The 18,013-nt window shown below is 38.6% G+C and carries 16 protein-coding genes; all 16 read left to right on the top strand.

Going from position 1 to position 18,013, the window contains the following annotated elements:
• Positions 1-44 precede the first annotated feature (44 nt).
• Complete coding sequence (locus HPT25_RS16175) at positions 45-1,145, top strand: BMP family lipoprotein (RefSeq protein ID WP_173066267.1); 1,101 nt, start codon at positions 45-47, stop codon at positions 1,143-1,145.
• 200 nt (positions 1,146-1,345) lie between these two features.
• Positions 1,346-2,881: a guanosine ABC transporter ATP-binding protein NupO gene (locus HPT25_RS16180; RefSeq protein ID WP_173066270.1), complete on the top strand. Its 1,536-nt coding sequence runs from the start codon at positions 1,346-1,348 to the stop codon at positions 2,879-2,881.
• A complete protein-coding gene (locus HPT25_RS16185) occupies positions 2,874-3,920 on the top strand; it encodes an ABC transporter permease (RefSeq protein ID WP_173066273.1) in 1,047 nt (348 codons plus the stop codon). The genes HPT25_RS16180 and HPT25_RS16185 overlap by 8 nt, the downstream gene beginning before the upstream one ends.
• On the top strand, positions 3,921-4,880 hold the full coding sequence (locus HPT25_RS16190) for an ABC transporter permease (RefSeq protein ID WP_173066276.1): 960 nt from the start codon (positions 3,921-3,923) through the stop codon (positions 4,878-4,880).
• A 277-nt stretch (positions 4,881-5,157) separates the two neighbouring features.
• The gene (yfmF, locus tag HPT25_RS16195; protein WP_173066279.1) at positions 5,158-6,438 is read left to right on the top strand and encodes an EF-P 5-aminopentanol modification-associated protein YfmF; all 1,281 of its coding nucleotides are present in this window, start codon (positions 5,158-5,160) and stop codon (positions 6,436-6,438) included.
• Positions 6,438-7,727, top strand: a complete 1,290-nt coding sequence (gene yfmH / locus HPT25_RS16200; RefSeq protein WP_173066281.1) for an EF-P 5-aminopentanol modification-associated protein YfmH — start codon at positions 6,438-6,440, stop codon at positions 7,725-7,727. The genes yfmF and yfmH overlap by 1 nt, the downstream gene beginning before the upstream one ends.
• An 80-nt stretch (positions 7,728-7,807) precedes the next feature.
• Complete coding sequence (gene ymfI, locus HPT25_RS16205; RefSeq protein WP_173066284.1) at positions 7,808-8,530, top strand: elongation factor P 5-aminopentanone reductase; 723 nt, start codon at positions 7,808-7,810, stop codon at positions 8,528-8,530.
• 103 nt (positions 8,531-8,633) lie between these two features.
• Positions 8,634-8,879 (top strand): DUF3243 domain-containing protein, encoded by a 246-nt coding sequence (locus HPT25_RS16210; RefSeq protein WP_173066287.1) that lies wholly within the window; start codon positions 8,634-8,636, stop codon positions 8,877-8,879.
• Between the two features lie 192 nt (positions 8,880-9,071).
• Entirely contained in the window at positions 9,072-9,860 is a 789-nt protein-coding gene (locus HPT25_RS16215) for a DUF3388 domain-containing protein (protein WP_173066290.1), read from the top strand.
• A 22-nt stretch (positions 9,861-9,882) separates the two neighbouring features.
• The gene (locus HPT25_RS29270; protein WP_173066293.1) at positions 9,883-10,773 is read left to right on the top strand and encodes a helix-turn-helix domain-containing protein; all 891 of its coding nucleotides are present in this window, start codon (positions 9,883-9,885) and stop codon (positions 10,771-10,773) included.
• 96 nt (positions 10,774-10,869) lie between these two features.
• A complete protein-coding gene (pgsA, locus tag HPT25_RS16225) occupies positions 10,870-11,448 on the top strand; it encodes a CDP-diacylglycerol--glycerol-3-phosphate 3-phosphatidyltransferase (protein ID WP_173066296.1) in 579 nt (192 codons plus the stop codon).
• Positions 11,449-11,479: 31 nt separating this feature from the next.
• Entirely contained in the window at positions 11,480-12,733 is a 1,254-nt protein-coding gene (locus tag HPT25_RS16230) for a competence/damage-inducible protein A (RefSeq protein ID WP_173066299.1), read from the top strand.
• A 397-nt stretch (positions 12,734-13,130) separates the two neighbouring features.
• Positions 13,131-14,174, top strand: coding sequence for a recombinase RecA (gene recA / locus HPT25_RS16235; RefSeq protein ID WP_173066302.1), 1,044 nt, complete (start codon positions 13,131-13,133; stop codon positions 14,172-14,174).
• Between the two features lie 382 nt (positions 14,175-14,556).
• A complete protein-coding gene (rny, locus tag HPT25_RS16240; protein ID WP_173066305.1) occupies positions 14,557-16,116 on the top strand; it encodes a ribonuclease Y in 1,560 nt (519 codons plus the stop codon).
• An 84-nt stretch (positions 16,117-16,200) separates the two neighbouring features.
• Positions 16,201-16,998, top strand: coding sequence for a TIGR00282 family metallophosphoesterase (locus tag HPT25_RS16245; RefSeq protein WP_173066308.1), 798 nt, complete (start codon positions 16,201-16,203; stop codon positions 16,996-16,998).
• 183 nt (positions 16,999-17,181) lie between these two features.
• Complete coding sequence (spoVS, locus tag HPT25_RS16250; RefSeq protein ID WP_038541258.1) at positions 17,182-17,442, top strand: stage V sporulation protein SpoVS; 261 nt, start codon at positions 17,182-17,184, stop codon at positions 17,440-17,442.
• Positions 17,443-18,013 lie beyond the last annotated feature (571 nt).

The following is an 18,013-nucleotide window of genomic DNA, read 5'->3' on the forward strand; positions in this document are numbered from 1 at the left end:
GAAGCATTTCTACTATCAAACAATATTTCATAGGGGGTCAAACCATGAAAAAGCGTAATTTTGGATTAGCTATATCGCTTGTCCTTGCAGCTGGAACACTTTTAGGTGCGTGTGGTAAAACTAACAATAACACTGCTCCAACGAATAAGGATAACAAAAAATCTTTTTCTGTTGGAATGGTAACAGATGTTGGCGGAATTGATGATAAATCTTTTAACCAATCCGCTTGGCAAGGTCTTCAAGAGTTTGGAAAAGACAACAATATGCAAAAAGGCAAGGGTGGTTATGACTACCTTCAATCACAATCTGATGCTGACTATGCCACAAACTTGAACACTTTAGCACATCAAGGATTTAACTTGGTATATGGTATTGGATTCATGATGTCAAAAGATGTTGATAAGATTGCAAAACAAATTCCAAGCACTAAATTTGCTATCGTTGATGACGTAGTTAATGAACCAAACGTTGCTAGTATCCTATTTAAAGAAAATGAAGGATCATTCTTAGCTGGTGTTGCTGCAGGCTTAACAACAAAATCAAACAAAATCGGCTTTATCGGCGGTATGGAAAGTGCTGTTATTGAGCGCTTTGAATCTGGTTTTGTTGCAGGTGTAAAAGCATCTAATCCAAAAGCAACTGTTGACATTCAATATGCGGCAAGCTTTACAGATGCTGCTAAAGGTCAAGCTATTGCTTCTAGAATGTACTCTTCAGGTGATGATGTAGTCTTTGCTGCTGCAGGTGCAACTGGTAACGGTTTATTTAAGGAAGCACGTGACCGCAAAGCAAAAAATCCAAGCCAAGCAATTTGGGCAATTGGTGTTGACTCTGACCAGAGCGCAGAAGGCGTTGTAACAGCTGGTGGAAAACAAACAAATATTGTCATTACTTCTTCTATGAAGCGTGTAGATAATGCAGTTAAAGACCTTTCTACAAAAACAATGAATGGTCAGTTCCCTGGCGGAAAAACAACAACTTATGGTTTAGCTGAAGACGGTGTTGGTCTTGCTCCAATCAATCCAGATGATCCTGCAAAAGCAGCGATTGAAAAAGCTGTAAGCGATTGGTCAGCTAAAATTAAATCTGGTTCTTTAAAAGTTCCATCAACTCGTAAAGAATTAGCAACTTTCAAAGCACAATAATAGTGGCGTTGAAAATGAGGATGAGCGGGCACAACCTGCCCCCTCCCTCATTAATAAATATAAAATCTTAATTGAAGAGCAGAAAAATTCCGCTTTTCACTTAGGATTTTAAAAAAGCTTTTTTTTTAAAACTTATAAAGGTCTGACCTCTTACTACTTAGTAAACTTACTTTTTATACTTTTAAGGGAAGTGAGAAAAGATGGAATATGTAATTGAAATGCTAAATATCCGCAAAGAATTTGGGAATTTTGTTGCGAACGATAATATTACCCTTCAATTAAAAAAGGGGGAAATCCATGCTTTGCTTGGAGAAAACGGTGCAGGGAAATCCACATTAATGAATGTTCTCTTTGGTTTGTACCAACCAGAGCAGGGTGAGATCCGCGTTAAAGGGAAACCTGTTAAAATTTCAAATCCTAATATAGCAAATGAACTTGGAATTGGAATGGTTCACCAGCACTTTATGCTTGTTGAGAAATTTACAGTTACAGAAAATATTATCCTAGGAAAAGAAATCACAAGCGGTGGTAGAATAAACCTGAAAAAAGCGGAACAAGAAGTACGAGAAATTTCTGAACGATATGGTCTGGCTGTAGACCCGCAAGCAAAAATTTCTGATATTTCTGTTGGAATGCAGCAAAGGGTAGAAATTTTAAAAACGTTATACCGTGGTGCAGAAATTCTAATCTTTGATGAACCGACAGCCGTTTTAACACCACAAGAGATTGAAGAATTAATGCAAATCTTGAAAACGCTTATTAAAGAGGGCAAATCCATCATTCTCATTACACATAAATTGAGGGAAATTATGGAAGTTGCCGACCGTTGTACTGTAATCCGCAAAGGAAAAGGGATCGGAACTGTAAATGTTAGTGAAACAAATCCAAACGAACTTGCCAGCCTTATGGTTGGACGCGAGGTTGTATTTAAGACGGAGAAAAAACCGTCAGAGCCGAAGCAAGAAGTATTGGAAATAAAAGATTTAGTAGTGAAAGATGCCCGAGGTGTAACTGCAGTTAATAGTTTGGATTTAACTGTACGTGCAGGTGAAATTGTTGGTATCGCTGGTGTCGATGGCAATGGGCAATCAGAACTGATTGAAGCAATCACGGGTTTAAGGAAATCAGTAAATGGCAGCATCAAATTAAATGGTAAAGAATTATTTGGTTTGTCACCGCGTAAAATTACGGAATCAGGCGTGGGACATATACCTCAAGATAGACATAAGCACGGGCTTGTATTAAACTATCCGATTGCTGAAAATATGGTATTACAAACTTATTACAAGAAACCGTTTTCAAAAAATGGAATTTTAAATTTCAAAGAAATTTACAGTAAAGCTAAGAAATTAATTGAAGAGTTTGATGTAAGGACACCGAGTGAATATACATTGGCAAGAGCTCTTTCTGGGGGAAATCAGCAAAAAGCGATTATCGGACGTGAAGTGGATCGTGATCCAGATCTTTTGATTGCAGCTCAGCCGACAAGGGGACTTGATGTAGGAGCCATTGAGTTTATTCATAAACGCTTAATTGAACAACGTGATAATGGAAAAGCTGTATTACTTATTTCATTTGAACTGGATGAAATCATGAATGTCAGCGATCGTATTGCCGTCATCTATGAGGGAAAAATAGTAGCGATCGTTAATCCGAGAGAAACGTCTGAACAAGAACTTGGATTATTAATGGCAGGTTCGAATAGTAAAGAAGCGGGGGAAGGAACACATGTCTAAACGCTTTCAAAGTATTTTAACACCTATTATTGCGCTATTACTGGGGATAATAGTTGGAACGATTATTATGCTATGCACGGGTTATAACCCTGTAGCAGCCTTTACGGCTTTATGGGATGGAGCTTTCGGCAGTCCGTATTATTTTGGTGAGGTAGTTCGGCAGGTTACACCATATATTCTAGCAGGTCTTGCTGTTGCCTTTGCTTTCCGTGTCGGATTATTTAACATTGGGGTTGAAGGACAATTTTTAGTAGGATGGCTTGCATCTGTTTGGGTAGGACTTGCTTTCCACCTTCCAAAATTTATTCACTTGCCACTTGCTATTTTAGCGTCCATTGTCGCAGGTGCACTCTGGGCCTATATTCCAGGATTACTAAAAGCACGTTTTCGTGTACACGAAGTTATTGTTACGATCATGATGAACTACACAGCATTGTATGTTTGCAATAGTATTATTCAAAATGTAATTACAAATGGACAAGAAAGAACACCGAATATACCGGATTCTGCATCTCTTGCTTCACCATTTCTGCAAAGCTTAACACAATATTCTCGTTTACACTGGGGAATTTTCTTAGCTATTATTTGTTGTTTTATCATGTGGTTTTTGTTGGAAAAAACAACTCGTGGGTATGAGTTACGTGCAGTAGGATATAATCAAGATGCTGCACATTATGCCGGAATGAGTGTTAATAAAAACATCATTCTGTCTATGGTCATCTCTGGTGCTTTTGCCGGGCTGGCAGGTGCAATGGAAGGCTTAGGAACATTTGGATATATTGCAATAAAAAGCTCCTTTACCGGCGTTGGATTTAACGGGATTGCCGTTGCGTTACTTGGAGGAAACACAGCAATCGGAGTTTTCTTCGCAGCTTTACTTTTTGGAGCCCTAGAAGTAGGTTCATTAAATATGCCGCTTGAAGCAGGTGTACCAAACGAGCTTGTAGATATCATTATTGCTTTAATTGTGTTCTTCGTAGCATCAAGTTACATTATTCGCTGGTTTCTTGAACGGATTAGTAAAAAGGAGGCGAAGTAAATGAGCTTCATGGAAATATTAATGATCATCGTTCCTTCCACATTACTATGGGCAGCTCCTCTTGTTTTTACAGCATTAGGCGGTGTTTTCTCGGAGCGCTCCGGCGTAGTCAATATTGGACTAGAAGGTTTGATGTGGGTTGGGGCATTTACTTCCATTGTTTTTAATTTAACGTTTGCTCACACTTTTGGTGCCGCTACTCCTTGGATTTCATTATTAGTAGCGATGATTGCCAGTGCAGTATTTTCACTCCTTCATGCCGTTGCGGCTATTACCTTTAGAGCAGATCATACTGTATCAGGTGTTGCAATCAACTTATTAGCAACGGGAATCACGACATTCCTAGTAAAATTTATTTACAACAAAGGTGAAACAGATATCATTCAGCAAAGTTTTAACAAAATTGATATTCCTGTTCTAAAGAATATTCCAGTTATTGGGCCAATTTTCTTTCAAAACACTTATTGGGTTTCATATCTAGCCATAATAGTTGCGTTTATTGCTTGGTATATTATTTACAAAACACCATTTGGATTAAGACTACGTTCTGTAGGTGAACATCCAATGGCAGCAGATACGATGGGAATTAACGTAACAAAAATGCGTTATATTGGCGTCATACTATCAGGGGCTCTTGGGGGAATTGGCGGCGGTGTATACGCAGAAGCAATTTCTTCTAACTTCAGTCATGCAACGATCAGTGGTCAAGGTTTCATGGCACTTGCAGCGATGATTTTTGGTAAATGGCATCCGCTTGGTGCCATGGGGGCAGCCGTCTTCTTTGGTTTTGCTCAAAGTTTAAGTATCATTGGCTCCAGCTTGCCAGGATTAAAATCCATTCCAAGCGTGTATTTGCTAATTGCTCCATATGTGCTGACAATTCTGGCATTAACAGGATTTATCGGCCGTGCTGAAGCACCAAAAGCGGATGGTGTCCATTATATTAAAGGAAGCCGTTAATTCAATATTTGTTTAAAAGAACTCTCAATGTCATTGAGGGTTCTTTTTTGGCTGATAGGAAAGTTTAACTTTCCTATCAGCCATAAGTGCAACTACGCTTTTGTCTTTGCCCTTGCGGGGCACCAGTCGGCGTGTTTTCTTTATAGTTAAAACTTGAAATGTACAGGTAAGGAAAATTATAGTAAGAAGTATAGGTTTATTATGAAAGGAAAAAAATATAAAGAATAATATTTACATACTATATGGTAAGGTCTTTTTTTAATAAGGAGGAATGCAGATGACCGCACCCGAAGAAAAAATATCGGAAATGCAGGGATACAAGCTTCATGTAGTAGAAACTGCTAAGTACAAAACAAACACAATTGTTTGGAGAATGAAATCACCGTTAACAAAAGATGACGTGACGAAAAGAGCACTTCTCCCGCAAGTGATGCAGGCGAATTCCGCAAAGCACCCTACGACACCAGAACTTCGCTCTTATTTGGATGATTTATATGGGGCGACACTATATGTGGACTTGGCAAAAAAAGGTGAATACCATGTAATCAGTTTTTTAATAGAAATTGCCAATGAGAAGTTTTTAAGTGACCATAATCCTTTATTAAAAAAAGGATTTGAACTTTTAGCAGAAATTTTAACAAAGCCAAATGTATCTGGTCATGCCTTTGACAAGGATACTGTTGAAAAAGAAAAAAGGACACAAAAGCAAAGGATTCAATCAGTTTTTGATGATAAAATGCGTTATTCTAATATCCGCCTAATTGAAGAAATGTGTAAGGGGGAGCCATATTCACTCCAGGTTAATGGTGAAGCCGAGGCTGTTGATGCCATTACACCTGAAAATTTATATGAATATTATCAAAAAGCATTTCAAGAAGATGAAATGGATTTGTATGTTGTCGGCGATGTTAAAGAGGAAGATGTAAAAAAACTAGCATCCGAGCTTCTTCAATTCAATCACCGCACGCCAAAAAAAGCCGTATCAGAAGAAATACAAAAAAAACAAGAAGTTCATGAAGTAAAAGAAGAACAAGAAATTAAACAAGGAAAATTGAATATTGGTTATCGCACAAATATTGTATACGGGGAACCAGAGTATTTTACTCTACAAGTATTTAATGGTATATTCGGTGGTTTTTCCCACTCTAAGCTTTTTATCAATGTGCGTGAAAAAGCCAGTCTCGCCTATTATGCCGCTAGCAGACTGGAAAGTCATAAAGGTTTAATGATGGTTATGTCGGGGATTGAGAGCAAAAATTACGAAAAAGCGGTGGGGATCATTTATGAGCAAATGGAGGCCATGAAAAAAGGGGATTTTACAGATCAGGAGCTTGAACAAACCAAAGCTGTCATTCAAAATCAAATCCTCGAAACAATCGATACCGCTAAAGGTTTAATTGAGGTCTTATATCATAATGTTGTGGCTTGTACCGAAATCCAATTGGAAACGTGGATTTCTGAAATGCAAAAAGCAACAAAAGAAGAAATTGTAAAGGTTGCCAATAAAATTGAATTGGATACGATTTATTTCTTAACGGGAATGGAGGCGGGCAAATAATGGAGAAAATTAATTTTGACCAGCTTCAAGAAGAGCTTTATCATGAGAAACTGCCGAATGGACTACAGGTTTACATTTTACCGAAAAAAGGCTTTAACAAAACGTATGCTACTTTTACAACAAAATATGGTTCGGTAGATAATACTTTTGTTCCGCTCGCAAAAGATGAATATGTTAAGGTTCCCGACGGTATCGCTCATTTTTTAGAGCATAAATTATTTGAAAAGGAAGATGGAGATGTTTTTCAGCAGTTTTCAAGACAGGGAGCTTCGGCAAACGCCTTTACTTCCTTTACCAGGACGGCTTATCTCTTTTCCAGTACAAATGATGTCGAAAAAAATCTCGAAACATTGATTGATTTTGTTCAAGATCCTTATTTTTCTGAAAAAACAGTAGAAAAGGAAAAAGGCATCATTGGGCAGGAAATTACCATGTACGATGATAATCCGGATTGGCGCTTATATTTTGGACTTATCCAAAATTTATATCAAAACCATCCGGTTAAAATTGATATTGCCGGTACGATTGAATCTATTTCGCATATAACTAAAGATTGGCTGTACGAATGCTACAATACGTTCTATCATCCAAGTAATATGCTGTTGTTTATTGTTGGACCTGTTGAACCTGAGCAGATCATGAAGCAAATACGGGACAATCAAGCTAAAAAAGATTATAAAGATATGCCTGAAATTAAGCGGAAATTCCCTGAAGAACCAGAACAAGCAGCTGAGAAAAAACAAGTGCTGCAAATGAACGTACAGACATCTAAATGTTTATTAGGGATTAAGGCTATTCACATTAATCAAACAGGCGAAGAAATGCTGAAAAACGAATTAACTATGAATGTGCTTTTGGATCTTCTTTTTGGAAGAAGTTCAAAGCATTATGATCAACTTTATAATGATGGTTTGGTTGATGAAACATTTTCTTATGATTATACGCAGGAGCAGGGGTTTGGTTTTGCCATGGTTGGAGGGGATACAAATGATCCTGATCAACTGGCATCACGTCTAGAAGAAATCTTGCTTTCAGCAAAAAATGAAAATGCCTTCACAGAAGATCAATTAGATCGGGCCAAAAAGAAAAAAATTGGAGCATTTTTACGAGCTATCAATTCACCAGAATATATTGCCAACCAATTTACCCGCTATGCTTTTAATGAAATGAATCTATTCGATGTTGTTCCGACATTGGAAAAAATTACGTTAAAAGACGTACAGTCTCTAGCTGGAGAATTAATGGAAAAAGAGCGTTTTTCCGTTTGTCAGGTAGTGCCTAAAAAGTAAGGGTAGAAGAGCAAGCGCCGCTAGTTCCGGCGCTTTTTCTCCGTTGCATTTCATTGAACTTGAAAGAAAGAGTGGAAAATATGAAGAAATATGTTTTAATAACGGGAGCAAGTGGTGGAATCGGACAGGCGGTTGCCTATCATTTAGCCGAAAAAGGCTATCAATTATATTTGCACTATCATAAAAATGAACAATCCGTCCAGAACTTAATGAAGAATCTTAACCGCTTTGGCGGTGAATATATTCCTGTTCAAGCTGATTTATCCAATCCTGATGGCTATAAAAAGTTGTGCTCACAAATTTTTTCTCTCGATGCGATTATTTATGGCAGCGGGACCAGCCACTATGGCTTGTTAATGGATCTTAAACAAGAGGAAGCAGAACAGCTGCTTCATATTCATGTTTTAAGCCCACTTATGTTAACGAAGGAACTTCTGCCGAAATTATTGGGAAAAGGATCCGGAAATATTATCCTTATCACATCGATATGGGGGCAAACTGGGGCGGCATGTGAAGTAGCTTATTCGACGGTAAAGGGAGCTCAAATCTCCTTTGTAAAGTCTCTGAGTAAAGAATTAGCCCTGAACGGAATTCGAGTGAATGCCATTGCACCTGGTGCAGTAGAAACGAGGATGATGGAAGGATTTACACATGAAGAAATCGAACGAATAACCTTTGAAATACCAATGGGAAGATTGGGGAATCCAGAGGAAATTGCCAAAGGAGCCGCTTTTTTATTGTCTGATGAATCCAGTTATATGACTGGACAGGTTCTAGCGATAAATGGTGGCTGGTATACTTAAATACTGCTCAAGCTTTTTTGTTGAAAAAATCATAAATCCTCGTGAATAGTACCCAGCATATTGACGCAAAATATCTGTGTACTATTCTAAAGGAGGTAATACTATGTCTGTTTTAGATAACTGGCATCAATGGCAAGAATTTTTGGGCGATCGACTTGATCATGCTCAAAACCAAGGTATGAGCGAAGGAGCGATTAACAATCTTGCTGTTCAAATTGGCGATTATCTGGCCAGAAATGTAGATCCTAAAAATGAGCAGGAGAGAGTTCTTTCAGATATGTGGTCAGTGGCATCCCCTCAAGAACAACAGGCAATTGCGAGTGTAATGGTTAAACTAGTCAAACAATAAATGGAAGAGAGGAGGATATTCTCCTCTCTTTTTTCATACAAATGCCATTTATCTTGCTAGATATTATCATTTCATTTTATTAATATGTGTTTTTCCATGTTTTTTCTTTCATCTTACTGTAAAATCATTTATGATAAAGTTTAGAAATGGATATGCGAAAATATTGTCGAAAATTCTAAGGGGGTTTATTAATTGAAAAAAGAATGGTATTTAGAATATGAGATTACAAAGAACCGTCCAGGCTTATTAGGCGACATTTCATCCCTCTTAGGAATGCTATCTATTAATATTGTTACCATAAATGGAGTAAATGAAGGAAGGCGCGGACTGCTGATTAAGGCAGAAGATGATAATCAAATAAAACGACTTGAGTCAATTTTACATACAATGGACACAATAAAAATAATCAAACTAAGAGAGCCGAAAATGCTTGACCGGCTAGCTGTCAGACATGGACGCTATATTCTTAGAGATGCCGATGACAAAAAAACTTTCCGCTTTGTAAGAGATGAGCTTGGAATATTAGTTGATTTTATGGCAGAATTGTTTAAGCAGGAAGGACATAAGCTGATCGGGATTCGGGGAATGCCGCGTGTGGGAAAAACGGAATCACTTGTCGCGGCAAGCGTTTGTGCTAATAAGCGATGGTTATTTGTTTCATCGACTCTTTTAAAGCAGACAATCCGTAATCAACTAATTGAAGATGAGTATAATTCCAATAATTTATTCATCCTTGATGGTATTGTTTCAACGAAAAGAGCAAATGAACGCCATTGGCAGCTGGTAAGGGAAATCATGCGGATGCCTTCGGTGAAAGTGGTTGAGCATCCTGATATTTTAGTACGAAACTCGGAGTATACACTCGATGATTTTGATTATATCATTGAACTTCGAAATCATGCTGATGAGGAAATTACTTACGAGGTTGTTGATCAACATAGTTTTATATCTGGTTCTGACTTCGGAGATTTTGATTTTTAACAATAATGGAAGGTGTTTTTAGGTGACTGAATTAGGGAATCGATTAAAAGAAGCCCGTTTAGAAAAAAATTTGAGTTTAGATGATCTTCAATCCATGACAAAAATTCAAAAACGCTATTTAATTGGCATTGAAGAGGGTAACTATTCAAGTATGCCGGGCAATTTTTATGTACGTGCATTTATTAAGCAATATGCTGAAACGTTAGGGCTCAACCCGGAAGAAATTTTTGAAACATATAAAAGTGAAATACCTGCCTCACATAATGAAGACGTGCCGCAGCTTTCAAGAGTAAAAACGCAAAAGACAATATCGGAAGGGAATGCGAGGGTTTTTGACATTCTGCCAAAAGTACTAATTGCCGTTTTTGTCATTGGAGTAGCAGGAATTTTCTATTATTTCATATCTCATCATTCGGGCAGTATATCCAATCAATCATCAAAAAAAGATAACGAACCGGTGAAGGTGATTACGAATAAAGTAAAGGCTAATGAGACAGATACTGCTGACAAAAAGGACAGCCAAAACACAGCAAACCAAGCAAAAAAGGATAATCCTTCACCACCAGCAGTACAGCAGCAGGTAAAACAAGAGGTTTCAGTTGTGCAGTCCAGCGGCCGAAATACCACTTATTCTGTCAAAAATACTAGTAAATTTGTTGTGAAACTAGTTTCCCGTGGAACTACGTGGGTCAGCATCAAAACTGGCAGCGGCAAATCTGTATTCCAAGGGATGCTGACAAAGGGCACTTCAGAGAGCCAAACAGCTGATTTATCAGCTGAAACTATGGCTGTAATTAAGGTTGGAAATGCCGCGGATACCGACATATATGTCAACGACGAAAAGCTTCAATATGCAATACCGCCGTCACAATCGGTTCAGAACATTACGATTCAATATGTTCCGAAAAGCTAATAGTCATCTATTGATGGCTATTTTTCGCATGTAAAATTTGATTAATGTAACGTTGCATTTGTGTTTGCGCTTTTTGATAGGAGGAAGTAAATTAAAATGAATTTACCAAATAAAATTACAGTTTCGAGAATACTGCTGATGCCTCTATTTATGCTAATCATGCTTACCCACTTACACTGGGGGAACATGCATATTCTTGGCACTACCCTACCTGTTACCCATTTCATTGGTGCTCTGATTTTTATTGTGGCATCTGCAACGGACTGGGTAGATGGGCATTTGGCACGAAAGTATAATCTTGTCACCAATATGGGGAAATTTCTTGATCCACTCGCTGATAAGCTGCTCGTTTCAGCCGCACTTATTGTATTGGTCGAACTTGGGTATGCACCATCATGGATCGTCATCGTGATCATCAGCAGAGAGTTTGCGGTAACTGGACTTCGTCTTTTGCTAGCTGGCGAAGGAGAAGTCGTGGCTGCCAATATGCTTGGCAAAATCAAAACTTGGACGCAGATCGTCGCGATAGCGTCACTATTATTACATAATATCATTTTTAATATGATCCCGTTTCGCTTTGATATTGTGTGTTTATGGGTTGCGTTAATCTTTACGATTTGGTCTGGCTGGGATTATTTTGCTAAAAACAGTCACGTATTTAAAAATTCAAAATAAGCTCGGGATATTGTATAAAGGGGCGATGGGCATGAATGCTGAAATAATCGCAGTAGGCTCTGAACTGTTACTTGGACAAATTGTTAATACAAACGCAAAATTTTTATCACAGCAACTTGCTGGTTTAGGAATTGATGTGTATTACCATACGGTTGTAGGTGATAATCCTGACAGACTGAAAGCAGCAATTGAAATTGCTGAGAATCGCTCGAGAATGATCATTTTTACCGGTGGACTTGGACCGACAAAAGATGATTTGACAAAGGAAACGATTGCCCGTCATCTCGGGAAACAACTTGTTTTCGATCAAGCTGCCTTGGAATCAATTGAGCAATATTTCAAAAAAGCCAACAGGGTCATGACTGAAAATAATCGAAAACAGGCTTTGGTGTTAGAAGGGGCCGATGTTCTTCCAAATGACCATGGGATGGCGCCAGGAATGGTATTAGAGCAAGATTCACATATTTATATGCTGCTTCCAGGCCCGCCTAAGGAAATGGAACCTATGTTTATACAATATGGGAGTCAAGCACTAGCTTCAAAAGCTGGTACAAAAGAACAAATCGTTTCCCGGGTTCTGCGCTTTTTTGGCATTGGAGAGGCCGCGCTTGAAACGGCAATTGTCGATTTAATCGATTCCCAAAGTAACCCTACAATCGCACCGCTTGCAGGTGATGGGGAAGTGACCTTAAGATTAACTGCAAAGCATATGGATAAAAAAACTGCCAACACCATGCTGGATGAAGTAGAAAATAAAATTAATCAGAGGGTTGGGCATTATCTTTATGGCTATGACCAAACTTCATTGTTAGAAGAATTAATGAAGGTGTTAATAGGTGAAAAAATGACGATCACAGCAGCGGAAAGCCTAACCGGCGGCCTGTTTCAAAAGGAAATTACAACAGTTCCTGGAGCAAGCGCAGTGTTTAAAGGCGGTACCGTTTGCTACTCCAACGAGATCAAACATCAAATATTAAATGTAAAACAGGAAACGCTTGATACATACGGAGCAGTCAGCGAAGAATGTGCAATTGAACTAGCTGAAAATGCCGCAAAGATTTTCAAAACGGATATTGGTATCAGTTTTACAGGTGTCGCCGGCCCGGATGAATTAGAAGGGAAACCAGTTGGTACGGTCTATATTGGTATCGCCATGTCAGGAAGACCTGTTTTTGCTGAAAAACTCACACTTGCCGGATCCAGAGCAGCCACTAGAACCCGCGCAGTAAAATATGGTTGTTATTACCTATTAAAGGCATTGAAAGAATCACAGAACTGCAAATAATGTTCTGTGATTTTTTATTCAAATAAGCTTTTGAAATAAATATTACTGGTTGATATATAAGGAAGTGGGATGTGAGAAAGGCCCCATCAGGAAATTAGATTATAGGCGCACTGATAATGAAAAAGAATGGATTTAGATTGTTTTTTTCGAGAATTTATTCCATAAAGATATCAGAAAACTCGCGAAAGCCTCGTTTATAAGATGAAAAGATAGTAGGAAAGTACAAAACTCGCACCTATTCGACCTTTTTCTTAGCAAAAATAGCATTGGAAACATCAGAATAAATGTTCGGTTTTTTGCTCGACAAATCCCTAAAAAGAGGTTATATTATTAATAGGTTTCGTATTGATAGATTCCAGCAATAAGTTAATTTTTTTATATAAAGGAGGAACAATTTGTGAGTGACCGCAAGGCCGCGTTAGAAATGGCGCTAAAACAAATAGAAAAACAATTCGGTAAGGGCTCCATTATGAAAATGGGGGAACAGACAGAAACTAAAATTTCAACAGTTCCAAGCGGCTCATTAGCGCTAGACGTTGCTCTTGGTGTTGGGGGATATCCAAGAGGGCGTATCATTGAAATTTACGGTCCTGAAAGTTCTGGTAAAACAACCGTAGCTCTACATGCAATCGCAGAAGTACAAGCAAAAGGGGGACAAGCAGCATTTATCGATGCCGAACATGCGCTCGATCCAACTTATGCACATAAATTAGGTGTCAACATTGACGAATTACTATTATCACAGCCAGATACAGGAGAACAAGCTCTAGAGATTGCCGAAGCATTAGTACGCAGCGGTGCCGTTGATATCATTGTCATCGACTCTGTAGCTGCATTAGTGCCTAAAGCAGAGATTGAAGGTGAAATGGGAGATTCCCATGTTGGTCTTCAAGCTCGTTTGATGTCTCAAGCACTTCGAAAATTATCTGGAGCAATCAACAAATCGAAAACAATTGCTGTCTTTATCAATCAGATTCGTGAAAAAGTGGGAGTAATGTTCGGAAATCCTGAGACAACACCAGGGGGACGTGCCCTTAAGTTTTACTCATCTGTTCGTCTTGAAGTGCGCCGCGCAGAACAGTTAAAGCAAGGAAACGATATAGTCGGTAATAAGACAAAAATTAAAGTGGTGAAGAACAAGGTAGCTCCACCGTTCCGTACAGCAGAAGTGGACATCATGTATGGAGAAGGAATTTCAAGGGAAGGCGAAATTATTGATATGGGCTCTGAATTGGACATTATCCAAAAGAGCGGATCTTGGTATTCATACAATGATGAACGACTTGGACAAGGCCGGGAAAATGCGAAGCTATTCCTAAAGGAAAATTCGAATGTTTCTCTTGAAATTCATCAAAAAATCCGTGATCACTATGGTTTGGATGCAGAAAAAACTATTGCGGAAACAGATGATGACGACGATCAATTTGAATTACTCGATTAATTTTTTTGAGCAAAGCCCTTTGGTTTTGCTTTTTTTATTAAGCAATGTAACAGGATATTGTTGATTTTGCCAATCTCTTGGTTAGAGCGGAAAATAACAGACTGTTAAGGGTGCATGTTTATGCACAATTTAGTATTAAATTAGTAATAATGTACTAGTGATCGTCACGAATGATTGATGAATATTGGAAATATTTTAAAACACCAACAGGTCTAAGCCTTGACAATGAATATTCCCACATTTACAATTAACATGTATATTTTACATTTTTGGTAATCTTACAATTTGAAAAGCCTTGTGCTTGCTGTATGTTGACTCTAAATAATGTACATGCCGACACTTAAAAATGTAACAAAAGTTCATAGCAAGAGGAGGTGGAAGTATGGGACCAATTACAATCATCTCCATTTTGCTTGGCCTTATCGTCGGTGCCGTTGTTGGCTATTTTACTCGTAAATCCATTGCTGAAGCGAAAATTGCAGGCGCAAAGAATGCTGCAGAGCAGATTTTAGAGGATGCAAAGCGTGATGCTGATTCCTTAAAAAAGGAAGCTCTGTTAGAGGCAAAGGATGAAATTCACAAGCTTCGCACAGAAGCGGAACGTGAGGTTCGTGAACGAAGAAGTGAACTGCAAAAACAAGAAAATCGTTTACTGCAAAGAGAAGAGAATTTAGATCGAAAGGATGAAGCGTTAAATAAACGTGAAATTCTATTAGAAAAGAAGGATGATTCTCTAAACCAAAGACAACAGCATATTGAAGAGATGGAAAGCAAAGTGGACGAGTTGGTTCAAACACAACAATCTGAACTCGAACGCATTTCGAGCTTAACACGTGAGGAAGCGAAGGCAATTATTCTTGAAAAGACAGATAAGGAATTGGCCTTTGAAACCGCGATGATGATTAAAGAAAGCGAAAATCGTGCGAAAGAGGAAGCTGACAAAAAAGCGAAAGAAATTTTATCGCTTGCAATCCAGCGTTGCGCTGCTGACCATGTTGCAGAAACGACAGTATCTGTCGTGAACCTTCCAAATGATGAAATGAAGGGCCGAATTATTGGCCGTGAAGGGCGTAACATCCGTACACTTGAAACATTAACAGGTATTGATTTAATTATTGACGACACACCAGAAGCAGTTATTCTTTCAGGTTTTGATCCTATCCGCCGGGAAACAGCTCGCTTAGCACTTGAAAAGCTTGTCCAAGATGGCCGCATACATCCTGCACGGATTGAGGAAATGGTCGAAAAATCTCGCCGAGAAGTGGATGAGCATATTCGTGAAGTGGGAGAGCAAACTACTTTTGAAGTGGGAGTTCACGGTTTACATCCAGATCTAATTAAAATACTCGGCCGATTAAAGTATCGGACCAGTTACGGTCAAAATGTGTTAAAGCATTCTATGGAGGTCGCACACCTCTCTGGCTTGCTCGCTGCTGAACTGGGACAGGACGAAACTCTTGCAAGAAGAGCAGGTTTACTGCATGATATTGGTAAAGCAATTGATCATGAAGTGGAAGGAAGTCACGTTGAAATCGGTGTAGAACTTGCTACAAAATACAAGGAACATCCGGTAGTAATCAATAGTATAGCTTCCCATCATGGTGATACTGCTCCAACATCAACTATTGCGGTTCTGGTTGCAGCTGCAGATGCATTATCAGCCGCAAGACCGGGAGCTCGAAGTGAAACGCTTGAAAATTATATCCGACGCTTAGAAAAGCTGGAGGAAATCTCAGAATCCTACGAAGGCGTAGAGAAATCCTTTGCGATCCAAGCAGGCCGTGAGGTAAGGATTATCGTAAGACCAGACGCGATTGATGATTTGGCAGCGCATCGACTGGCACGAGACATCCGCAAGCGAATCGAAGAAGAACTTGATTATCCAGGACATATAAAAGTAACAGTCATTCGTGAAACAAGGGCTGTAGAATATGCAAAATAAAGCGGTGCAAAAGCACCGCTTTATTTATGTCGGGACTTAGACTCACTCTAAAATATTTTATTTTTTATGGGAAAGGGCTATCACATGAAATTATTATTTATTGGCGATGTTGTCGGTTCGCCAGGAAGAGATATGGTGAAGGAATATCTTCCGAAATTAAAAGAAAAATACCGCCCTAATATAACGATTATTAACGGTGAAAATGCAGCAGGCGGGAAAGGGATTACTGAAAAATTATACCGCCAATTTTTGGAGATGGGGGCTCAGGCAGTCACTTTGGGCAACCATAGTTGGGATAACAGGGAGATATTCGAATTTATCGAGCAGGCAAAATATTTAGTTCGCCCAGCCAACTTTCCAAATGGTACACCTGGAAAAGGCATTATTTTTCTGAAAGTGAACGAAATTGAAGTGGCTGTTATCAACTTGCAAGGCCGAACCTTTATGAATCCGATCGATTGTCCTTTTCAAAAAGCAGATGAACTTGTCTCAATGGCTAGAACAAGAACCCCTTTTATTTTTGTTGACTTTCATGCTGAAGTCACTAGTGAGAAACAAGCGATGGGCTGGTATTTGGATGGCAGGGTATCTGCGGTAGTTGGGACCCACACACATGTGCAAACGGCAGATCAGCGTATATTGCCAGGCGGTACCGCTTATCTTACAGATGTTGGGATGACGGGGCCGTATGATGGTATTCTTGGAATTGAAAGAGAAGCAGTTCTTAAAAGGTTCCTCACAAGCCTTCCTGTCCGATTTGAGGTAACGACGAAGGGTAGGGACCAGCTGAGTGCCGTTTTAATTGAACTTGATCGTAAAACAGGTCTCGCTAAGAAGATTGATCCAATCCTGATTAACGAAGATCATCCATTTTTTTCCTAAAGAGCAAAGTTTTGCTCTTTTTTATTTATGTTTCGGCTATTCCTCCGCTGTCTACACTTCTTTTTTTGTCCAAGCCGGAATATGTCTTCTGGCAATTGAATATAGTAGCAGTGGAATGTTATATACCTGATTTGATCATGAACATCTCATGCGGAATCGGGATTTTACAAGGAGGAGCTAGGAATGGAAATATTAAAAGTTTCAGCAAAATCTAATCCTAATTCTGTAGCTGGTGCACTTGCCGGAGTTCTGCGTGAAAGAGGTGCAGCAGAGATACAGGCAATTGGTGCGGGTGCATTGAATCAAGCCGTAAAGGCAGTAGCCATTGCTCGAGGATTTGTAGCGCCTAGCGGAGTGGATTTGATCTGTGTACCTGCGTTTACCGATATTTTAATTGACGGGGAAGAACGCACAGCTATTAAGTTAATTGTAGAACCAAGGTAGCACAGAACATCCTCAAAAGATGGATGCATAAATGAATAATGATATTTTGCCTGCCCAGTTGATTGCGGCAGGTATTTTTATGCATTTATTTTAGGATATGTTAAAGAACATTGTTGATATTTAAACACTGTTGATTGGAGCGGAAAACAACAACCAAATTTAACAGCAGCTATTTTTAAAGTTTGATCGGGGTTATTTGAAGATCTATATACCGAACATATAAAAATATTATCCTAGAAAATAGTACATACCATTTAATAGCCAAGTTGAAAATTGATTTTTGAACGTAAACAATTGGTTTATGTAGTTTTTTCAATTGGGCTTTTGTATTTTTTTCTTTAAATGGAAGACTCAAATTAAATAATAAAAAAATATTCATATTTTAGACAATAAATCGTGTGAAAGGGTTGCATTTTTCATCCTATAGGTCTATTATTGAAAGCGTTTAGTACGTATCCATTACTCTAGTTTTTTGTCTTAACAGTATTAAAATAGGCTAATTTCTAGTGATTTACTCGGAAAAGTGCTACACTTAGAAATGATTTAATTTACTTTACTACTTTTTACATAT

The sequence above is a fragment of the Neobacillus endophyticus genome (assembly GCF_013248975.1).
GTDB lineage: Bacteria > Bacillota > Bacilli > Bacillales > Cytobacillaceae > Neobacillus > Neobacillus endophyticus.

What these genes read in the sequence shown, in the direction of transcription:
- HPT25_RS16175 (WP_173066267.1), top strand. Translation starts at nt 45, where the DNA reads ATGAAAAAGCGTAATTTTGGATTAGCTATATCGCTTGTCCTTGCAGCT.
- HPT25_RS16230 (WP_173066299.1), top strand. Translation starts at nt 11,480, where the DNA reads ATGAATGCTGAAATAATCGCAGTAGGCTCTGAACTGTTACTTGGACAA.
- rny (WP_173066305.1), top strand. Translation starts at nt 14,557, where the DNA reads ATGGGACCAATTACAATCATCTCCATTTTGCTTGGCCTTATCGTCGGT.
- yfmF (WP_173066279.1), top strand. Translation starts at nt 5,158, where the DNA reads ATGACCGCACCCGAAGAAAAAATATCGGAAATGCAGGGATACAAGCTT.
- HPT25_RS16185 (WP_173066273.1), top strand. Translation starts at nt 2,874, where the DNA reads ATGTCTAAACGCTTTCAAAGTATTTTAACACCTATTATTGCGCTATTA.
- ymfI (WP_173066284.1), top strand. Translation starts at nt 7,808, where the DNA reads ATGAAGAAATATGTTTTAATAACGGGAGCAAGTGGTGGAATCGGACAG.
- spoVS (WP_038541258.1), top strand. Translation starts at nt 17,182, where the DNA reads ATGGAAATATTAAAAGTTTCAGCAAAATCTAATCCTAATTCTGTAGCT.
- HPT25_RS16245 (WP_173066308.1), top strand. Translation starts at nt 16,201, where the DNA reads ATGAAATTATTATTTATTGGCGATGTTGTCGGTTCGCCAGGAAGAGAT.
- HPT25_RS16210 (WP_173066287.1), top strand. Translation starts at nt 8,634, where the DNA reads ATGTCTGTTTTAGATAACTGGCATCAATGGCAAGAATTTTTGGGCGAT.
- HPT25_RS16190 (WP_173066276.1), top strand. Translation starts at nt 3,921, where the DNA reads ATGAGCTTCATGGAAATATTAATGATCATCGTTCCTTCCACATTACTA.
- yfmH (WP_173066281.1), top strand. Translation starts at nt 6,438, where the DNA reads ATGGAGAAAATTAATTTTGACCAGCTTCAAGAAGAGCTTTATCATGAG.
- HPT25_RS16180 (WP_173066270.1), top strand. Translation starts at nt 1,346, where the DNA reads ATGGAATATGTAATTGAAATGCTAAATATCCGCAAAGAATTTGGGAAT.
- pgsA (WP_173066296.1), top strand. Translation starts at nt 10,870, where the DNA reads ATGAATTTACCAAATAAAATTACAGTTTCGAGAATACTGCTGATGCCT.